The 16083-nt window shown below is 66.9% G+C and carries 21 protein-coding genes; 15 read left to right on the forward strand and 6 right to left on the reverse strand.

The window, feature by feature from the left end; translation table 11 throughout:
* Window positions 1-30: 30 nt before the first annotated feature.
* Window positions 31-495 (forward strand): hypothetical protein, encoded by a 465-nt coding sequence (locus A5704_RS18280; protein WP_067750065.1) that lies wholly within the window; start codon window positions 31-33, stop codon window positions 493-495.
* 124 nt (window positions 496-619) lie between these two features.
* A complete protein-coding gene (locus tag A5704_RS18285; RefSeq protein WP_067890325.1) occupies window positions 620-1750 on the forward strand; it encodes a nitronate monooxygenase in 1131 nt (376 codons plus the stop codon).
* 8 nt (window positions 1751-1758) lie between these two features.
* Here the strand turns inward: A5704_RS18285 and A5704_RS18290 are convergent, their stop codons facing one another.
* The 3 genes from A5704_RS18290 to A5704_RS18300 are packed head-to-tail and all read right to left on the reverse strand — an operon-like array spanning window position 1759 to window position 2744.
* Complete coding sequence (locus A5704_RS18290; RefSeq protein ID WP_067750059.1) at window positions 1759-1986, reverse strand: hypothetical protein; 228 nt, start codon at window positions 1984-1986, stop codon at window positions 1759-1761.
* A gap of 57 nt (window positions 1987-2043) precedes the next feature.
* Window positions 2044-2334: a hypothetical protein gene (locus tag A5704_RS18295; RefSeq protein WP_067750058.1), complete on the reverse strand. Its 291-nt coding sequence runs from the start codon at window positions 2332-2334 to the stop codon at window positions 2044-2046.
* 11 nt (window positions 2335-2345) lie between these two features.
* The gene (locus A5704_RS18300; protein ID WP_067750056.1) at window positions 2346-2744 is read right to left on the reverse strand and encodes a hypothetical protein; all 399 of its coding nucleotides are present in this window, start codon (window positions 2742-2744) and stop codon (window positions 2346-2348) included.
* Between the two features lie 211 nt (window positions 2745-2955).
* Here A5704_RS18300 and A5704_RS18305 point away from each other — a divergent pair, with 211 nt between their 5' ends.
* Genes A5704_RS18305 through A5704_RS18315 form a run of 3 tightly spaced genes read left to right on the forward strand, consistent with a single transcriptional unit; the run spans window position 2956 to window position 5826 of the window.
* On the forward strand, window positions 2956-4239 hold the full coding sequence (locus tag A5704_RS18305; protein ID WP_067890328.1) for a cytochrome P450: 1284 nt from the start codon (window positions 2956-2958) through the stop codon (window positions 4237-4239).
* 10 nt (window positions 4240-4249) lie between these two features.
* Window positions 4250-5263 (forward strand): alcohol dehydrogenase catalytic domain-containing protein, encoded by a 1014-nt coding sequence (locus A5704_RS18310; protein WP_067890331.1) that lies wholly within the window; start codon window positions 4250-4252, stop codon window positions 5261-5263.
* Between the two features lie 14 nt (window positions 5264-5277).
* The gene (locus A5704_RS18315; protein ID WP_067890334.1) at window positions 5278-5826 is read left to right on the forward strand and encodes a YceI family protein; all 549 of its coding nucleotides are present in this window, start codon (window positions 5278-5280) and stop codon (window positions 5824-5826) included.
* Window positions 5827-5837: 11 nt separating this feature from the next.
* On the opposite strand, the gene A5704_RS18320 is transcribed toward A5704_RS18315, so the two are convergent.
* On the reverse strand, window positions 5838-6944 hold the full coding sequence (locus tag A5704_RS18320) for a hypothetical protein (RefSeq protein WP_067750048.1): 1107 nt from the start codon (window positions 6942-6944) through the stop codon (window positions 5838-5840).
* A gap of 600 nt (window positions 6945-7544) precedes the next feature.
* Between A5704_RS18320 and A5704_RS18325 the strand changes: the two genes are divergently transcribed.
* Entirely contained in the window at window positions 7545-8531 is a 987-nt protein-coding gene (locus A5704_RS18325; protein ID WP_067750046.1) for an esterase family protein, read from the forward strand.
* A 73-nt stretch (window positions 8532-8604) separates the two neighbouring features.
* On the opposite strand, the gene A5704_RS18330 is transcribed toward A5704_RS18325, so the two are convergent.
* The gene (locus A5704_RS18330) at window positions 8605-9222 is read right to left on the reverse strand and encodes a hypothetical protein (RefSeq protein WP_197498852.1); all 618 of its coding nucleotides are present in this window, start codon (window positions 9220-9222) and stop codon (window positions 8605-8607) included.
* A gap of 44 nt (window positions 9223-9266) precedes the next feature.
* Here A5704_RS18330 and A5704_RS18335 point away from each other — a divergent pair, with 44 nt between their 5' ends.
* From A5704_RS18335 to A5704_RS18360, 6 genes are all read left to right on the forward strand, one after another.
* Window positions 9267-9848, forward strand: coding sequence for a chorismate mutase (locus A5704_RS18335; protein WP_067890370.1), 582 nt, complete (start codon window positions 9267-9269; stop codon window positions 9846-9848).
* A gap of 132 nt (window positions 9849-9980) precedes the next feature.
* Window positions 9981-10391, forward strand: a complete 411-nt coding sequence (rpfC, locus tag A5704_RS18340; protein ID WP_197498608.1) for a resuscitation-promoting factor RpfC — start codon at window positions 9981-9983, stop codon at window positions 10389-10391.
* A gap of 38 nt (window positions 10392-10429) precedes the next feature.
* On the forward strand, window positions 10430-10903 hold the full coding sequence (locus tag A5704_RS18345; RefSeq protein WP_197498853.1) for an SRPBCC family protein: 474 nt from the start codon (window positions 10430-10432) through the stop codon (window positions 10901-10903).
* A gap of 6 nt (window positions 10904-10909) precedes the next feature.
* Window positions 10910-11743: an SDR family oxidoreductase gene (locus A5704_RS18350; RefSeq protein WP_067778412.1), complete on the forward strand. Its 834-nt coding sequence runs from the start codon at window positions 10910-10912 to the stop codon at window positions 11741-11743.
* A gap of 13 nt (window positions 11744-11756) precedes the next feature.
* A complete protein-coding gene (locus A5704_RS18355; protein ID WP_067750038.1) occupies window positions 11757-12176 on the forward strand; it encodes a lipoprotein LpqH in 420 nt (139 codons plus the stop codon).
* A gap of 54 nt (window positions 12177-12230) precedes the next feature.
* Window positions 12231-13562: a cytochrome P450 gene (locus A5704_RS18360; RefSeq protein ID WP_067890338.1), complete on the forward strand. Its 1332-nt coding sequence runs from the start codon at window positions 12231-12233 to the stop codon at window positions 13560-13562.
* On the opposite strand, the gene A5704_RS18365 is transcribed toward A5704_RS18360, so the two are convergent.
* Window positions 13559-13891 (reverse strand): hypothetical protein, encoded by a 333-nt coding sequence (locus A5704_RS18365; RefSeq protein WP_067750035.1) that lies wholly within the window; start codon window positions 13889-13891, stop codon window positions 13559-13561. The genes A5704_RS18360 and A5704_RS18365 overlap by 4 nt on opposite strands.
* Before the next feature lie 73 nt (window positions 13892-13964).
* Between A5704_RS18365 and A5704_RS18370 the strand changes: the two genes are divergently transcribed.
* The 3 genes from A5704_RS18370 to A5704_RS18380 all read left to right on the forward strand — a co-directional run bounded on the left by A5704_RS18370 (window position 13965) and on the right by A5704_RS18380 (window position 16020).
* The gene (locus A5704_RS18370) at window positions 13965-14408 is read left to right on the forward strand and encodes a nuclear transport factor 2 family protein (protein WP_067750034.1); all 444 of its coding nucleotides are present in this window, start codon (window positions 13965-13967) and stop codon (window positions 14406-14408) included.
* A 364-nt stretch (window positions 14409-14772) separates the two neighbouring features.
* Window positions 14773-14997: a hypothetical protein gene (locus tag A5704_RS18375; RefSeq protein WP_156669957.1), complete on the forward strand. Its 225-nt coding sequence runs from the start codon at window positions 14773-14775 to the stop codon at window positions 14995-14997.
* A gap of 33 nt (window positions 14998-15030) precedes the next feature.
* Complete coding sequence (locus tag A5704_RS18380; protein ID WP_067890342.1) at window positions 15031-16020, forward strand: DMT family transporter; 990 nt, start codon at window positions 15031-15033, stop codon at window positions 16018-16020.
* The last annotated feature ends 63 nt before the right edge of the window (window positions 16021-16083 follow it).

A 16083-nucleotide genomic window follows, 5' to 3' on the forward strand; every position in this document is an offset into this window, starting at 1 on the left:
CTCCCAGTGGCACGGAGATGGAGGAGCGCCATGGCCTCGTTGCTCACGGCCTGCGCCGGATTCCTGCTCGCAGTCTTGTGGATGGATCTGATCTTCGATGTGCAGGTGCTCCGATTCCGTTCTCCGCCAGCCGATCTGCCCGAGGAGGTGCTCGCTTCCATCGCGGCTTACTACCATCGCGCCACCACCACGTCTCGCCCGATGAATCGGCTGATCGCCGCCGTCATGGTGATCCTGGTGGCGGCGTTGACCTACCAGTCCGCGCTGGGGCCGGAGCCGTGGTGGCTGCTGGCACTGTCGGTCGTCCTGGCCGGGCTTCCGATCATGCTCGCGCTGACGCAAACGGTCCCCGACGCGGTGCGGCTGGGGCGGCGCGCGGACGATCCGCCCGAGCAGACCCGGCTGGCGCGCTCCGTCTGCCGGGATCACCTGGTGTGTGCCGGCTGCATGTTCGCGTTCGTGGCGCTGTGGGTCGTGCGGAGCGCCGCACTCTGACGGGGCCGACGGGTCGTAGTGACAAAACGCAGGTCAAGACCCGCTGGCCACGTCAATGCGGTTCGTACTAAACTAGAACACGTTTCAATTTGTTGAGCTTCGGTTCCGCGCCCCAGGAGTAGGCATGCACACCGCCATCTGCGATGAGCTTGGTATTGAGTTTCCGATTTTCGCGTTCACCCACTGCCGTGATGTCGTGGTGGCGGTCAGCAAGGCCGGGGGGTTCGGCGTCCTCGGCGCGGTCGGCTTCACGCCCGAGCAGCTGGAGATCGAACTCAACTGGATTGACGAGAACATCGGCGACCACCCCTACGGCGTCGACATCGTCATCCCGAACAAGTACGAGGGCATGGACTCGCACCTCTCGGCCGAAGAGCTCGCCGAGACGCTGCGCAAGATGGTGCCCCAGGAACACCTCGACTTCGGCAAGAAGATCCTCGCCGACCACGGCGTGCCGATCGAGGACAGCGACGGCGACAGCCTGCAGCTGCTCGGGTGGACCGAGGCGACCGCCACGCCCCAGGTCGAGGTGGCGCTGAAGCACCCGAAGGTGAAGATGATCGCCAACGCGCTCGGCACTCCCCCGCCCGACATGATCAAGCACATCCACGAGGCCGGGCTCAAAGTCGCCGCGCTGTGCGGCTCGCCGTCGCAGGCCCGCAAGCACGCGGACGCGGGCGTCGACATCGTCATCGCCCAGGGCGGCGAGGCCGGCGGCCACTGCGGTGAGGTGGGCTCAATCGTGTTGTGGCCGCAGGTGGTCAAGGAAGTCGCCCCCGTGCCGGTGCTGGCGGCCGGCGGTATCGGCAGCGGCCAGCAGATCGCCGCGGCGTTGGCGCTGGGGGCCCAAGGCGCATGGACGGGCTCGCAGTGGCTGATGGTCGAGGAATCCTCGAACACGCCGGTTCAGCAGCAGGCGTACGTCAAGGCGGGCAGCCGGGACACCGTTCGCAGCCGGTCGTTCACCGGTAAGCCGGCCCGCATGTTGCGCAACGACTGGACCGAGGCGTGGGAGCAGCCGGACAACCCGAAGCCGCTCGGTATGCCGTTGCAGTACATGGTCTCCGGCATGGCGGTGCGGGCCACCAACCGGTACCCGAACGAGAGCGTGGACGTCGCGTTCAATCCGGTCGGTCAGGTCGTCGGTCAGTTCACCAAGGTGGAGAAGACGGCGACCGTCATCGAGCGCTGGGTGCAGGAATACCTGGAAGCGACCAACCGGCTTGACGAACTCAACGAGGCCGCGTCGGTCTGACGGCGGAACTAGACCTCGTCGTCGTCCAGCGCGTCGCGGCCGCTGAACATCTCCCTCGTCCTGTCGACCGCGTACGTGCCGATCTCGATCGAGTTCTGAACGATCCCGCTGGCGCCGCCGGAGATGTCACCGCGGATGATGTCGCTGGCGTGTTCGACGATGTCGGAGGCCTTTTCGACCGCGTTGGTCGCGATGTCCTTGGCCGCGTCGACCGCATCCTTCGGGTTGAAAGCCATCTCGAGTCTCCTCTGGTCGCAGGACAGTTGCTATGACTCTAGCCGGGGTGCGCCGGGCTAGTAGTTCACCAGGCTGCGCCAGTAGTCCTCGGGGATTTCGGCCCCGGACCGCAAGATTCGGGCCAGGCCGACGGCCATCGCGATCCCCAGCAGGCCGAGCCACAGCCCGGCCAGCCCGATGATTCCCCACAGCACGGCGGTGACCGCGGGCCACGGCGACAGCACTGCGAGGACCGGCGCGAAAAAGAATCCCGTCCCGATGTACCACGCCGAGCCGGCACGATCGGACGCGAGGACGAACCGAAGCCAGCGCGGGACGAGGGTCTCGCCGGGCCGGCCGTCGTTCATGACTCAGCCGCTCATCCGGCCGGAGGGAAGAATCCCGCCCCGGTGAACCAGCCCTCTTGCCAACCCTGCGCCCCCAGGCACAGCATCGGCAGCCCGCGATCCGACTGCGCCGCCGCCTGCGGTCCAGGGCACTTCGCGCCGGCCTGCTGCACCCCGTACAGGGGGTAGGAGATGACCCAATACCCGGTGGTGGCCGCGGGGAACTGGTTCGGCGGGGGGAAGTGGCACGCCTCGGCCTGGCCGCTGGGGCCCCGACCGAAGATGAAGCGCTCGTAGTTGTCGCACGGCGCGCCCAACGAGGCCTGATAGTTCATGCCTGGCACGTCGCCGTCGTACCCGGCTGCGGCGCTCGGCGCCATGCCGATCGCGATGCCCGCTATCGAAGCGGCGCTGAGCAGTTCCCGAATCATGTTCCACCCCGCCTGTCGTCGCCGGTGACCTGCACCAAAGCATATCCATCGAGACGCGGGCCACAAGACCGTATCGGCCAAGCGGCCCGAGAACGAGGAACACGTTTCAATTTGTGCCCGGCGATCTTGTGTCAACGCTTCCCAACCGTGGTGCGGCAATGGTTTATTTGCACAAAGACGACTAGACCACTTCGTCATCGAGGAGCGGGCAATGCCAACCGTCGAGCCAACCGCCAAGCCGGTCCCCAATCTTCCTCCCGGATTCGACTTCACCGACCCGGACATCCACGCCGAGCGGTTGCCGGTGGAGGAACTGGCCGAACTGCGGCGGACCGCGCCGATCTGGTGGAACGAACAACCGATCGGGGCCGGCGGATTCGACGACGGCGGCTTCTGGGTGGTGTCCAAGCACAAGGACGTCAAAGAGGTCTCGCTACGCAGCGACGTCTTCTCCAGCCTGAAAAACACCGCGCTGCCGCGCTACAAGGACGGAACGGTCGGCGAACAAGTCGAACGCGGCAAGTTCGTCCTGCTCAACATGGATGCGCCGCAACACACTCGGCTGCGCAAGATCATCTCGCGGGCGTTCACCCCCCGGGCCATCGAGCGCCTGCGCGACGACCTCGCCGAGCGGGCGCGGCGCATCGTCGCGGAAGCGGCGGCGGAGGGGCGCGGTGACTTCGTCGAGCAAGTCTCGTGCGAGTTGCCGTTGCAGGCGATTGCCGGGTTGATGGGTGTGCCGCAGGAAGACCGCAAGAAGCTCTTCCACTGGTCCAACGAGATGGTCGGCGACCAGGATCCGGAGTTCGCCAGCAACGACGCCATCACCGCGTCCGTCGAACTCATCATGTACGGCATGCAGATGGCCGCCGACCGGACGGCGAATCCCGGCGAAGACCTCGTCACCAAGTTGGTCCAGGCGGACATCGACGGCCACAAGCTCTCCGACGACGAGTTCGGCTTCTTCGTCATCCTGCTGGCCGTGGCCGGCAACGAAACAACCCGCAACTCCATCACCCAGGGCATGATGGCCTTCACCGACTTCCCCGATCAGTGGGAGCTGTTCAAGAGGGAGCGCCCCGCCACCGCGGCCGACGAGATCGTCCGGTGGGCCACCCCGGTGACGTCATTCCAGCGCACCGCGCTCGAGGACTACGAACTGTCCGGCGTGCAGATCAAGAAGGGCCAGCGGGTGGTGATGGTCTACCGCTCAGCCAATTTCGACGAGGACGTCTTCGACGACCCGTTCACCTTCAACGTCCTGCGCGACCCGAACCCGCACGTGGGTTTCGGCGGGACCGGCGCGCATTACTGCATCGGCGCGAACCTGGCGCGCATGACCATCGACCTGATGTTCAACGCCATCGCCGACGGCATCCCGAACCTGGAATCGATCGGGAAGCCCGAACGGCTCCGATCCGGCTGGCTCAACGGGATCAAGCACTGGCAGGTCGACTACCACACCGACGGCGCGAAATCCCCTGCCGCCCAGTAGCCTCAACTGCATGGCAACCCATCGAGCAGTTCACGTAGCGTCGGCCGGGGCACCGTTGGAACTGGTCGATGTCGAAACCAAGCCACCGGGACGCGGTGAGGCGCGGATAACCGTGACCGCGTGCGGAATCTGCGGCACGGACGCACACTTTGTCGCCGGTGGCTTCCCCGGCATGACGTGGCCGTTGACGCCCGGGCACGAAATCGCCGGGACGATAGCCGAACTCGGTGCGGGTGTGGAGGGTTTCGCCGTCGGCGATCGGGTCGCGGTCGGGTGGTTCGGCGGGTGCTGCTACCACTGCGATGAATGCCGGAAAGGCCACTTCATCCATTGCGAGAACGGGAAGGTCCCCAGCTACCAATATCCAGGCGGGTACGCGGAATCGGTGACCGTCCCGGGGAGCGCGCTCGCTCGCATACCGGAAGGGCTTTCCGACGCAGAAGCCGCGCCGATGGGATGCGCCGGTGTGACCACCTATAACGCGCTGCGCCATACGAAGGCGGTGCCGGGCGACCGGGTCGCCATCCTCGGTGTCGGCGGGCTCGGGCACCTCGGGGTGCAGTTCGCCCGGGCGATGGGCTTCGAGACCATCGCCATCGCTCGCGGCACCGGCAAGGAGGGGGACGCCCGGAAGTTGGGCGCCCACCACTATATTGACTCCACCGCCACCGATCCCGCGGAGGCGCTGAAGGCCTTGGGTGGGGCCGCGGTCGTGCTGGCGACCGCGGGCAACTCGCCGGCGATGGCCGCGACCGTCGGCGGGATATCGCCGCAGGGCGAGCTCGTCACCATTGGCGTCACGCCGGAACCGTTGCCGATCAGTCCCGTCCAGCTCATCACACCCGGGATCAGCATCGTCGGGCATCCCTCGGGCACGGCGAAAGATGTTGAAGACACAATGCATTTCGCCGTGCTGTCCGGGGTGCGGGCCTGGGTCGAGGAACTGCCGCTGTCGCAGGCCGCCGAGGGCTACGCGGCGTTGGAGCAGGGACGCGCGCATTACCGCACGGTCCTGACGATGTGATCGCACATCGGCCCATGACCGACGAGTGGCGACTGGACGCGTCCGACGGCGAACTACTGCTTGCCACGGGAGTCCGGGGCCGCGCCGCCCGGATGGGGCACCGGCTCACGATCGCGATGACCCGCTGGCACGCCACCGTGAGCTGGGCCGGTTCCGAGCCGGCCGCGGTCGAGCTCGTGGTCGAAACCGACTCGCTTGAGGTGCTGCGCGGCGAGGGCGGTGTCAAGGGATTGTCCGCGCCCGAGAAGGCCTTGGTGCGGTCCAACGCCCTGAAGTCGTTGGATGCCAGCCGGTTTCCCGAGATCCGTTTCGTCGCACGGGCGGTCGACAAGACCGGCGATGGATACCGGCTCAGCGGCGAACTCACCGTGCGGGGGAAGACGCGGAACCACGTAATCGAGCTGCGGACAGAGGATCTCGGGGACGCGTGGCGCATGTCCACCGAGTCCACGGTCCGGCAGACGGACTACGGCGTCAAGCCGTACTCACTGCTGATGGGTTCGCTCCAGGTCGCCGACGACGTTGCGTTGTCCTTCACCGCGACACACGCGAAGGACGCCTGAGCGGTTCGACGTCAGGGCTGCGGCAGCGCGGGCGCCTGTGGCGCCGAGTCGCCCGTCGGCTCACCGGCGTCGGCCGGTATGTGCTCGAGAACCCTTGTCAGGTAGGGCTGCCGGGTACCGGGTTCGGACTGCTGCACCTCTGGGGCGGCGGGTTCGGTAATCGGTTCACCGGCGGGCACCTTCGCCTGCGGGGTCAGCGGCGCTACGACCGGGGGCGGCGCCACGGCTTCGGCGATTTGTGGTGTGGGCGGCTGCACCGCGTGCCGTGGGCCAGGCTTGCTGGCCGGGGCCAACTGAATACCCACGGCGAGCGATAACGAGGAGACGAACGTGACCACACCGGCGGCCAGGGTGGTGACGGCGCCGGCGTATGAAAGCTTGCGCGGCGGTGCGGGCGGTGCGGCGGGCGCACTGTCCTGCATCACCAACTGCTCGTCGGTGAACTCGGTGCTGCGGGCGGCGGTCAGCGCCGCGCCCCGTGCGATGGTCACCTGCGCCATCGTTTGCACGAAAACCGGTACCGGCAGCGTCTTTTCGAGTTGCCAGGAGAAACCGTCGACGTCGCTCTGCGCGCCGACGACGACGACCCCGCCCGGCTGCCAGCCATTGCGGTCGAACATGCCGCTCAGCCAGCGGGTCAGGCCGTCGAAGCCGCCGCCCACCTGCTTGGTGGCCGTCCGTGTCTCCCCGTCGTGAGTGTCGACCATGGCAACTGTCGTCCCCTCACGTTCGAGCAGGCAGACGGCGGTCTGCTCGTAGCCGATGACCGGCGCGATGGCCTGGGCCAGTGTTTCGACCGCGTCGAGCGCACGGACCGGCACGACGTTGTCGAGGCCGGCGTCGGTAAGCGCTTCCAGCAGCAGTGCCGCCTGGGCGGACGCTTCGTCGTTCCAGGTAACCCCGATGACGCGCAGCCGGCGATCGCTGGCAGCCGCCTGCGCTTCCACCCGCAATACCTCGTCGGCTACTTGCTCTGCGGTACTGAGGGCGCGGACGCCGCGGCCTGGGACCAGCGCCATCTCCCGGTGGTCCAGGATGGTGCCGTCCGCGCCGTGTCCCTCAGCGAGGACCCACCCAATGGCGGTCGGCGTCACTGATAGCCCAAGTACCGTGTCCAAAACTTATGCCCCAATCGGTCCCGGACCTCCGACACCCTCACCGCACCGCGCGCACCAGTAATTCCCCTGGTGAGGTGGTTCGTGAGAGCCGGAACGAACCGAGAAAATGTGGTCTCCATCGGCTTGCTCCGTGAGAGCCTACGCGGTCGGCGCAAGTCCGGCTGCCCCGGTTCGGCTTCGCCCCCGGGCGACAACCGCCGCCCGCGGACGGGACGCGCCGGTGAGCGAGCGGCCCGCGGCGCCGCGAAACCGTCGCATGTTTCCGCCGTGATAAAGCTCTTGCGCACCGAATCGGCCTTTTCCGCTGCGGTTAGCCGTCGCGGAGCGGGCGCCCGTCACGGCGGGACCGAGAATGGGCCTTTGTGCCATTGAGTAAAACCCGGGCCCAGCCACCGCTGCCAGGCGTTTTGGACCGGTCCCCGGTGGTGCCGGGTGGCGAACCGGCCGGCCGGTAGGGCTGCCGTGCCCTAATCCGGGCCGCGAAATTGCCGGAAGAAAAGCGATACCAAATCGAGACGACACCGCGTCCCGATCGACATTCGGCCTATTCACCCGGTAAATTCCTGCTGAGACCGCCATCACATACGACAAGGGGCAGGTATGACAGAACTGAGCGAGAAGGTCCGGGCCTGGGGGCGCCGGCTATTAGTCGGTGCGGCAGCGGCAGCGGCCCTGCCGGGCCTGGTCGGTCTTGCCGGCGGCGCGCCGACCGCGGGCGCGTTTTCGCGCCCGGGTCTGCCCGTCGAGTATCTACAGGTGCCGTCCGCCTCGATGGGCCGCAACATCAAGGTCCAGTTCCAGAGCGGCGGAAGCGGCTCCCCGGCGGTGTACCTCCTCGACGGGTTACGCGCTCAGGACGACTACAACGGCTGGGACATCAACACGCCCGCGTTCGAGTGGTACTACAAGTCGGGTCTCTCGATCGTCATGCCGGTCGGCGGGCAATCCAGCTTCTACACCGACTGGTACCGCCCCGCGTGCGGAAAGGCCGGCTGCTCGACCTACAAGTGGGAAACGTTCCTGACCAGCGAACTGCCCGGGTACCTGTCGTCCGAGAAGGGTGTCAAGCCGAACGGCAGCGCCGCGGTCGGGATCTCGATGGCGGGTGCTTCCGCGATGAACCTGGCGAATTACCACCCGGCGCAGTTCGTCTATGCCGGGTCGCTGTCTGGCTACCTCAGCCCGTCCACGGGGCAGGGCTGGATAGGTTTGGCGATGGGCGACGCCGGCGGCTATAAGAAGGAAGACATGTGGGGGCCTGACAACGACCCCGCGTGGCAGCGTAACGACCCCTTGGTCAACGTCAACCTGCTTGTCGAACACAACACCCGGCTCTGGGTGTACTGCGGCAACGGGACTCCGAACGAACTGGGCGGTGCCAATTTGCCGGCCACGTTCCTCGAGAGCAACTTCATGATCGGCGTCAACAAGAAGTTCCAAGACGCCTACAACGCGGCCGGCGGCCACAACGCCGTGTTCAACTTCCCGCCCTATGGAACCCACAGCTGGGAGTACTGGGGCGCCCAGCTCAACGCCATGAAGGGCGACCTGCAGAGCAGCCTGGGCGCCACCCCCGGCGGCGGATAACCTCAGCTGTACCGAGCTCACCGCTGCGCCCGACGACGACGCCGTCGGGCGCAGCGGTGCGTTTCGGGCCCGATCAGCTCGGCCTGGCGAACTCGCCGGTGATATCGGTCCAGGCGGTCGCGTCCGCGCGGTGATCGGTCATGTTCCGGCATTCGCCGTAGACGCGCAGCACGCCCACATTGGGCTCGTCGTCGTGGCGGTAAACGATCACCGTGACGGCGTCCTTGGTAAACGTCGTGGCGAAGGCGTGATTGTTGGGCGGCAGGCCCTCGGTCCAGCCGTGGTCGGTCAGCGTTGCGGCGATTCGGGCGAAGTACATGTCGGCCCGCGGCGCGGCGGGCACCGAGAACGTCAGGTAGACCGCGCCTTGGTACGGCGGGTCGTCGCGGTTCTTGCACGACATCAGCGAGTAGCCGGCCGACGCCGTCCGCAAGGCCGCCGCGGCTACGACGTTCCGGGCCGATTGGACAACCTGAGTCCTCGACTGATCGTCACTCACCGGGCTGGCGGGATGGTCGAGGGCGTCGGCGGGCGTGGAATGCAGGCGGTCGATCATCAGGATCGCAGCGCCCAACAACAACGAAAGCGCCAGCGCAACCGCAATCAGCGCGCGAATCTGCTTCGAACGCAACGACTTTCCGCGCTTCCCGCCAACGCGCTGCGGGCCGCGCCTGCCCATGATCGACGACATCAGCACTTCAGGCTAACTCCGAAGTGCCCCGCTGCCGCAGAATCATGGTCATGACCTGCCGCCGCATCAGCCTGACCGCGCGCTGCGGCGGCTTCGTCGGCGCGCTGGCCGTGTTCGTCGCATCGCCGGCGGCGGCGGACGACGCGGACGCGCTCACCGGGTTGGTCGACGCCGCCGCGCAGCGGTTGCAGATCGCCGAACCGGTGGCCGCGGTCAAGTGGCAAACCCACGGGCCTATCGAAGACCCCGACCGCGTCCAGCAAGAACTCGCGAAATTGGCAACCCAGGCCTCGGCCCGGCAAGTCGACCCCGACTACGTCACCAAGGTCTTCGGCGACCAGATCAACGCCACCGAGGGGATCGAATACCGCCGGTTCGCGGACTGGAAGCTCGATCCCGCGGGCGCACCGACCCAGTCGGCGGACCTGGCGGCGTCCCGGTCGGCGATCGACGACCTCAACCAAACGATGCTGAACCAGATCGTGGCCGACTGGGACCTCCTGCATTCGGCCGCCTGCCCCGCGCAGCTCGACCTCGCCAGGGACGGCGTCGTCCGCACGCGCCGGCTCGACGCCATCTACCAACGGGCGCTGGCGTTAGCAACCCGGTCATATTGCCAGCAATAATTTATTTTTTCCTCAACGGTTTCTAACACTTTCTTCCCGTGCCGCAATAAGGCCATTTCCGCAGCTGGAAGGCATATCTCGCACCATTTTCGAATAGGTAACGCTTTGGCCACAGCGGCCGAAATCCATCACATGAAAATTCTCTGCAAGCCTCTCGTCAAGTCCCTGGCGGTCGGCGGGTTCGTTGCAGCGTCGATAGCTTCGTCCACCGGTATCGCCACCTCCGCCCCCACCCCCAACTGGGACGCGGTCGCCCAGTGCGAGTCCGGCGGTAACTGGCACGCCAACACCGGCAACGGTGAGTACGGTGGACTTCAATTCAAGCCGGCCACCTGGGCCGCGTACGGCGGTGTCGGCAACCCGGCGGCCGCCACCAGGGAGCAGCAAATCGCCGTGGCCAACCGGGTTTTCGCCGACCAGGGCGTGGAAGCGTGGCCGAAGTGCGGCGCGCAATCGGGCCTGCCGATCGGTTGGTACTCGCACCCCGCGCAGGGCATCAAGGAGATCATCAACGGGCTGATCCAGGCGGCGGCTCCGCACTGACGATCAACCACCGTCGCGGTCTATGACCGAGCGGGAAGCTGTGTTTGGATCAGCGCATGGAAGGTTCGGCCACTGTTCATATGGCGGCGTCCGCGGACAAGATCTGGGATCTCATCGCGAACGTTCGCAATATCGGACGGTTCTCCCCGGAAGTGTTCGAAGCCGAGTGGCTGGGTGACGCAAGTGGCCCGGCCCTCGGCGCCAAATTCCGCGGCCACGTCAGGCGCAACGAGATCGGACCGGTGTATTGGACGACCTGCGAAGTCACCGCGTGCGAACCCGGCCGCGAATTCGGTTTCGCGGTGCTGCTCGGTGATCGGGCGGTCAACAACTGGCACTACCGGTTGGCGCCCAGCGGCGGCGGCACGGACGTGACCGAGTCGTTCCGGCTCAACCCCGCCCCCTGGCTCGGCCTCTACTGGCTGTTCGGTGGCTTTCTGCGCAAGCGCCGCAACGTCCGCGACATGACCAAGACGCTGAACCGCATCAAAGATGTGGTCGAGACGGGCTGACGCGCAGTGAAATCGGTCTTCATCACCGGCGCGGGCAGCGGCATGGGCCGCGAGGGCGCAAAGCTCTTCCACGCCAAGGGCTGGCGGGTCGGTGCCGTGGACCGCAACGAGGACGGCTTGGCCACGCTGCGCGACGAACTGGGCGGCGACCGGCTGTGGACGCGCCGCGTCGACGTCACGGACAAGGCGGCCCTGGAGGGTGCCCTGGCCGACTTCTGCGCCGGCAACACCGGCGGCGGGCTCGACATGATGTGGAACAACGCCGGCATCGGCGAATCCGGCTGGTTCGAGGACGTGCCCTACGAGGCCGCCATGCGCGTCGTCGACATCAACTACAAGGCCGTGCTGACCGGCGCCTACGCGTCGTTGCCATATTTGAAGGAGACGCCGGGCAGCCTGATGTTTTCGACGTCGTCCTCGTCCGCGACCTACGGGATGCCGCGCCTCGCGGTCTATTCGTCGACCAAGCACGCGGTCAAGGGCCTGACCGAGGCGCTCAGCGTCGAGTGGCAGCGACACGGCGTCCGCGTCGCCGACGTGCTGCCCGGTCTGATCGACACCGCCATCCTGACCACGACGACTAATCACTCCAACGACCGCCGCGCGCCGATGACGGCGGAGGAGCTGCGCGCCACCGCGCCCAAGAAGGGCATGCTCCGATTGATGCCGGCGAGCAGCGTCGCGGAAACCGCGTGGCAGGCTTACCACCACCCGAAGCGGTTGCATTGGTACGTGCCCAAGAGCATTCGGCTGATCGACTTCTTCAAGGGTCTGAGTCCGGAGTTCGTGCGACGCAGCATCGTCAAGTCCCTGCCCAGGATGATGCCGGATCGGCAGTGAAGGAGGTGAACCGGTGCGAAACCGGTTACTCGCGGTTGTCGTCCTCGTGATCGCCGGTTTCGGCCTCGCGGGGTGCGGTCAGGCCCAGACCACGCCGCGGAAAGCGGCCCGCCTGACCATCGACGGCGCCACGCACAGCACGCGGCCGCCGTCGTGCAGCCAGAACCAGCAGTACCGCACCATCGACATCAAGGACCGCGACGGCGCCGTCGAGGCCGTGGTGCTCACCAGTGGTTACCGGGTGATGCCCCAGTGGGTGAAGATCCGCAACGTCGACGGGTTCACCGGCAGCTTCTGGGAAGGCGGGGTGGGCGACGCGCACGCCGAGGTCACCAACGACGCGTACACGATCACCGGCAGCGCCTACGGCATCAACAGCAGCAACCCGAACAAGGTCATCACGACCGACTTCAAGATCATCGCCGAGTGCTGACCCGGTCAGGGATTCGGGCCTAGGCTCGGAAGACATCGATCGTTGGAGGGGGCGGTGAAGGAACGACTGCACTGGTTGGCGATGCACGGTTTCATCCGGGGCGTCGCGACGCTCGGGGTCCGGCGGGGAGACCTGCACGCCCGGCTGATCGCCGATCCGGCGGTGGCCGCCAATCCGGTGGCCTATTACGACGAACTGCGGGCCGCGGGCCCATTGGTCAAGGGCCGCGTCAGCTACCTGACGGCCGATCATGCGCTCGCCCACGAGCTGCTGCGTTCCGACGACTTCCGGGTGGTGATGTTCGGCGCGAATCTGCCGGGGCCGTTGCGATGGTTGGAGGGCCGCACCCGCGACGACCTGCTGCATCCGCTTCGCGCGCCGTCGCTGCTCGCCGTCGAGCCGCCGGACCACACCCGGTATCGCAAGACGGTGTCGGCGGTGTTCACTCCCCGGGCGGTCGCCGCGCTGCGGGACCGCGTGGAGCAGACCGCCACCGAGCTGTTGGACCGGCTGGCCGCCGAGTCCGGCGCCTCCCAGGTCGTCGACATCGTGGGGCGGTACTGTTCGCAGCTGCCGGTCGCGATCATCAGCGACATCCTCGGCGTACCCGAGCCGGACCGGCGGCGGGTGCTGGAGTTCGGTGAGCTCGCCGCGCCGAGCCTCGACATCGGGCTGACGTGGCAGCAGTACCGCAGTGTGCAGCGAGGGCTGGCCGGCTTCAGCTCCTGGCTCGACGAGCATCTGAGCCGGCTGCGGCGCGCCCCGAGCGACAATCTGATGAGCCAGCTGATTCAGATAGCCGAAAGCGGCTCTGCCGAGACATATTTGGACTCCAACGAGCTGCAGGCGATCGCCGGGCTGGTGTTGGCGGCCGGATTCGAGACCACGGTCAACCTGCTGGGCAACGGGATCCGCATGCTGCTGGACGCGCCCGACCGCCTCGACACCCTGCGGCGCCGCCCCGAGCTGTGGCCCAACGCCGTCGAGGAGATCCTGCGGCTGGAGTCGCCGGTGCAGCTGACCGCGCGGGTGGCATTGGACGACGTCGAGCTGGCCGGCCAGCGGCTCCGGCGCGGCGACCTGGTGCTCGTCTATCTCGCCGCCGCCAACCGCGACCCGTCCGTCTTCGCGGATCCGCACCGCTTCGACATCGAACGATCCAACGCCGGAAGGCATCTCGCGTTCTCCGGGGGCCGGCACTTCTGCCTGGGCGCCGCGCTGGCGCGCGCCGAAGGAGAAGTGGGGCTGCGCACGTTCTTCGACCGGTTCCCCGAGGCGCGCGGGGCGGGCGCGGGCAGCCGGCGCGACACGCGGGTACTGCGGGGCTGGTCGTCGCTGCCGGTGGCGCTGGGACCGGCGCGGTCCATGGCTCGCGTCGACGGCTAGGGATCCGCGCGCCAACGAAAAGTCAGGCGCGCCAAGATGACCGCCGCCGGCAGGGCGCCGGCACCGAAAATGGCCAATTGCCAGGCCCACCCGGTCGCCTTGCTGGCCAGCCCTTCGCTGTGAGTGACCTCGTCACCGGCCGGCGTTCTGGCCAGGCAGCCGCGGCTCTTCGCCCACCAGTCGTCGTGCACCAGCCGGTAGCCGTTGCCGGCTACCCACTCCCGGCAATCCTGGCTGACGGCCCAGAACCCGTACGCGATCGCTGCGCAGCTCCCGGCCAGCAGCGCGCCGACGGCTACCGCGATCAGGAGCTTCGCTCGCCCGCTCACGGATTCATCCTCTACGAACGGTGTTGACACTCGTCCGGCAACCGAGTTTATTGGCGCTATGACAGACGTATCTATGATCTCGGTCGAGGATGTCGTATTCGGGCTATGGCAGGCGCTCTCGCGGCGGGACTGGGAGGCGGTCAAGACGTTCCTGTCCGATGACTGCCTTTACGTCGACATGCCGGTGCCCGCGTTGTCGGCGCGCGGACCCGAAGACATCGTCAAGCGGCTGAAGATGGGCCTCGAGCCGCTGGCCGCTTACGAGAATCACGACGGCGTGCTGGTGTCCAACGGTTCCGACGTGCTGTACGAGCACTCCGAGACGTGGACGTTCACCACGGGTGAGCAAGGCGTGCTGAGATTCGTGACCGTGCACAAGGTCGCCGACGGCAAGATCACCGTGTGGAAAGACTATTGGGACATGAACTCCTTGGTGGCCTTCGCTCCCCCGAACCACTTCGAGAACCTCGCGACGGCCGACACCAGCTGGGTCTTCGACGCGACAAGCTTGGTCTAGCCGACTCGTCCACTCATTTCTCTCCTGGTGTGAGCGCACAAGCGCTCCCCCTCAACTGACCAAGCGGAATGTTCCGGGCTGGGTAGCCAGACTGAGAAACGCTTCGGCGCGCCCAACCACGTTGTCGCCGTGGCAGGTTGGGCAACCCGCGTTCGAGTACTCGAGACGAGTGACTGCGGCGCCGAACATCAGATTCTCGGGCGTGGTCCTCTGACGACTTCAGGGCTCGCGCGTCAACCGACGCTGGCGCACCCGATCACGCGAATGCTTGCCAAATGGATAGGAAACCCTATCCCTAGGGGCAACCCAAATCTGGCTTCCCGGTCATTCCGCAAGCGGTGCTTCGTCGGTGACCATTTCCTTCATGACTCGAACGCAAGTCAACGAGGAGAGTGCCATGGCCGGCAGTGACATCCACCCGTCGCCTGCCGTCGACCAGCAGAAGCCTCTCCGGTCGGCGCTCTCCAAAAGCTTCCGGGCCGCCTTCATCGTGGCGGTGACTGGGGGCACCCTGGCGGGCACCGGATTGGTCCTGTGGCTGTTGAAAGCGCTCGCGACGAGCAGGTACGGCGTCTACTTCGGGGTCTAGCCCGAAGCGATCTTGGAACCTTGAGGAGGTCCCATGTTGAAGTCGGAGATCGCCGTCGTGCTCGCCCTGTGCGCCGCGCTGGCATCCGCGATCGGCGCGGTGAGCCGTCAACGGTCCGCGCACGAGGTCACCGACGGGCCAGTCGGCCACTGGGAGTTGTTCCGCATGTCGTTGCGCGACGCCCGGTGGTGGCTCGGCGGCGGTGGAGCCGTTGCCAACTACAGCCTGCAAGCCGCCGCGCTAGCTGTCGGGTCGGTGATGTTGGTGACGGCGCTACAGGTGACGGCGCTGCTATTTGCCCTGCCGGTCAATGCGCGGCTGACCCGTCAGCGGGTGACCCGCCGGCAGTGGATGTGGGCGATGGTGCTCGCCGTCGCTTTGGCGGTGGCCGTCACGGTTGGCGACCCGAAGGCCGGGCAGACGCAGGGGTCGCTGACAACCTGGACTGTGGTGGCCCTGGTCTTGGGTCCGCTACTGGTGCTCTGTGTCCTGGGTGCGCGCATTTGGCCCGGTCCCCGCGCGGCTGTACTGCTGGCGGTGGTGGCCGGTTCGTCGCTGGCCCTGTTCGCGGTGCTGACCAAAGCCGTCGTCGCGGCGGCCGGACACGGTTTCGGGGCGCTGCTGTGCGCGCCGGAATTCTGTGTCTGGATACTGGCGGCGTTGGCAGGGATGATCTTTCAGCAGTCTTCGTTTCGCGCTGGTGCGCTGACCGCCTCGATGCCGTCGGTGACCGTGGCCAAACCAGCGGTGGCATCGGTTCTGGGCATCGTGGTGCTCGGCGAGACCCTCAACGCCGATGGCGTGGGCATGATCGTCCTGGCGGCGGCGGCGATAGCGGTGATTGTCGCGATAGTGGCTCTAGCCCGCGGCGAGGCCCATCCGGACGCGCTCAGTAACGTGCGAAACGCGGAGACCTCTGATCGGCCTACGGTGCCCGAGACGCTCACGCGGCCGCGCGTAGCGTCGGGTCCGCGGTGCCATCGACACCTATGCCCGGCCGGCTCGGCGATCTCGGTCGCCTAGCTAATTCCTCTGCACTGCAACGTGTTCGGCGATACCGGCCCGAACCGCCGGGATGGTCACCCC

This window comes from Mycobacterium sp. E735 (genome assembly GCF_001666955.1).
Taxonomy (GTDB): domain Bacteria; phylum Actinomycetota; class Actinomycetes; order Mycobacteriales; family Mycobacteriaceae; genus Mycobacterium.

What these genes read in the sequence shown, in the direction of transcription:
- rpfC (WP_197498608.1), top strand. Translation starts at nt 9,981, where the DNA reads ATGAAAATTCTCTGCAAGCCTCTCGTCAAGTCCCTGGCGGTCGGCGGG.
- A5704_RS18380 (WP_067890342.1), top strand. Translation starts at nt 15,031, where the DNA reads ATGTTGAAGTCGGAGATCGCCGTCGTGCTCGCCCTGTGCGCCGCGCTG.
- A5704_RS18315 (WP_067890334.1), top strand. Translation starts at nt 5,278, where the DNA reads ATGACCGACGAGTGGCGACTGGACGCGTCCGACGGCGAACTACTGCTT.
- A5704_RS18290 (WP_067750059.1), bottom strand. Translation starts at nt 1,986, where the DNA reads ATGGCTTTCAACCCGAAGGATGCGGTCGACGCGGCCAAGGACATCGCG.
- A5704_RS18325 (WP_067750046.1), top strand. Translation starts at nt 7,545, where the DNA reads ATGACAGAACTGAGCGAGAAGGTCCGGGCCTGGGGGCGCCGGCTATTA.
- A5704_RS18300 (WP_067750056.1), bottom strand. Translation starts at nt 2,744, where the DNA reads ATGATTCGGGAACTGCTCAGCGCCGCTTCGATAGCGGGCATCGCGATC.
- A5704_RS18375 (WP_156669957.1), top strand. Translation starts at nt 14,773, where the DNA reads ATGACTCGAACGCAAGTCAACGAGGAGAGTGCCATGGCCGGCAGTGAC.
- A5704_RS18335 (WP_067890370.1), top strand. Translation starts at nt 9,267, where the DNA reads ATGGTCATGACCTGCCGCCGCATCAGCCTGACCGCGCGCTGCGGCGGC.
- A5704_RS18330 (WP_197498852.1), bottom strand. Translation starts at nt 9,222, where the DNA reads ATGTCGTCGATCATGGGCAGGCGCGGCCCGCAGCGCGTTGGCGGGAAG.
- A5704_RS18280 (WP_067750065.1), top strand. Translation starts at nt 31, where the DNA reads ATGGCCTCGTTGCTCACGGCCTGCGCCGGATTCCTGCTCGCAGTCTTG.
- A5704_RS18310 (WP_067890331.1), top strand. Translation starts at nt 4,250, where the DNA reads ATGGCAACCCATCGAGCAGTTCACGTAGCGTCGGCCGGGGCACCGTTG.
- A5704_RS18295 (WP_067750058.1), bottom strand. Translation starts at nt 2,334, where the DNA reads ATGAACGACGGCCGGCCCGGCGAGACCCTCGTCCCGCGCTGGCTTCGG.
- A5704_RS18305 (WP_067890328.1), top strand. Translation starts at nt 2,956, where the DNA reads ATGCCAACCGTCGAGCCAACCGCCAAGCCGGTCCCCAATCTTCCTCCC.
- A5704_RS18285 (WP_067890325.1), top strand. Translation starts at nt 620, where the DNA reads ATGCACACCGCCATCTGCGATGAGCTTGGTATTGAGTTTCCGATTTTC.
- A5704_RS18370 (WP_067750034.1), top strand. Translation starts at nt 13,965, where the DNA reads ATGATCTCGGTCGAGGATGTCGTATTCGGGCTATGGCAGGCGCTCTCG.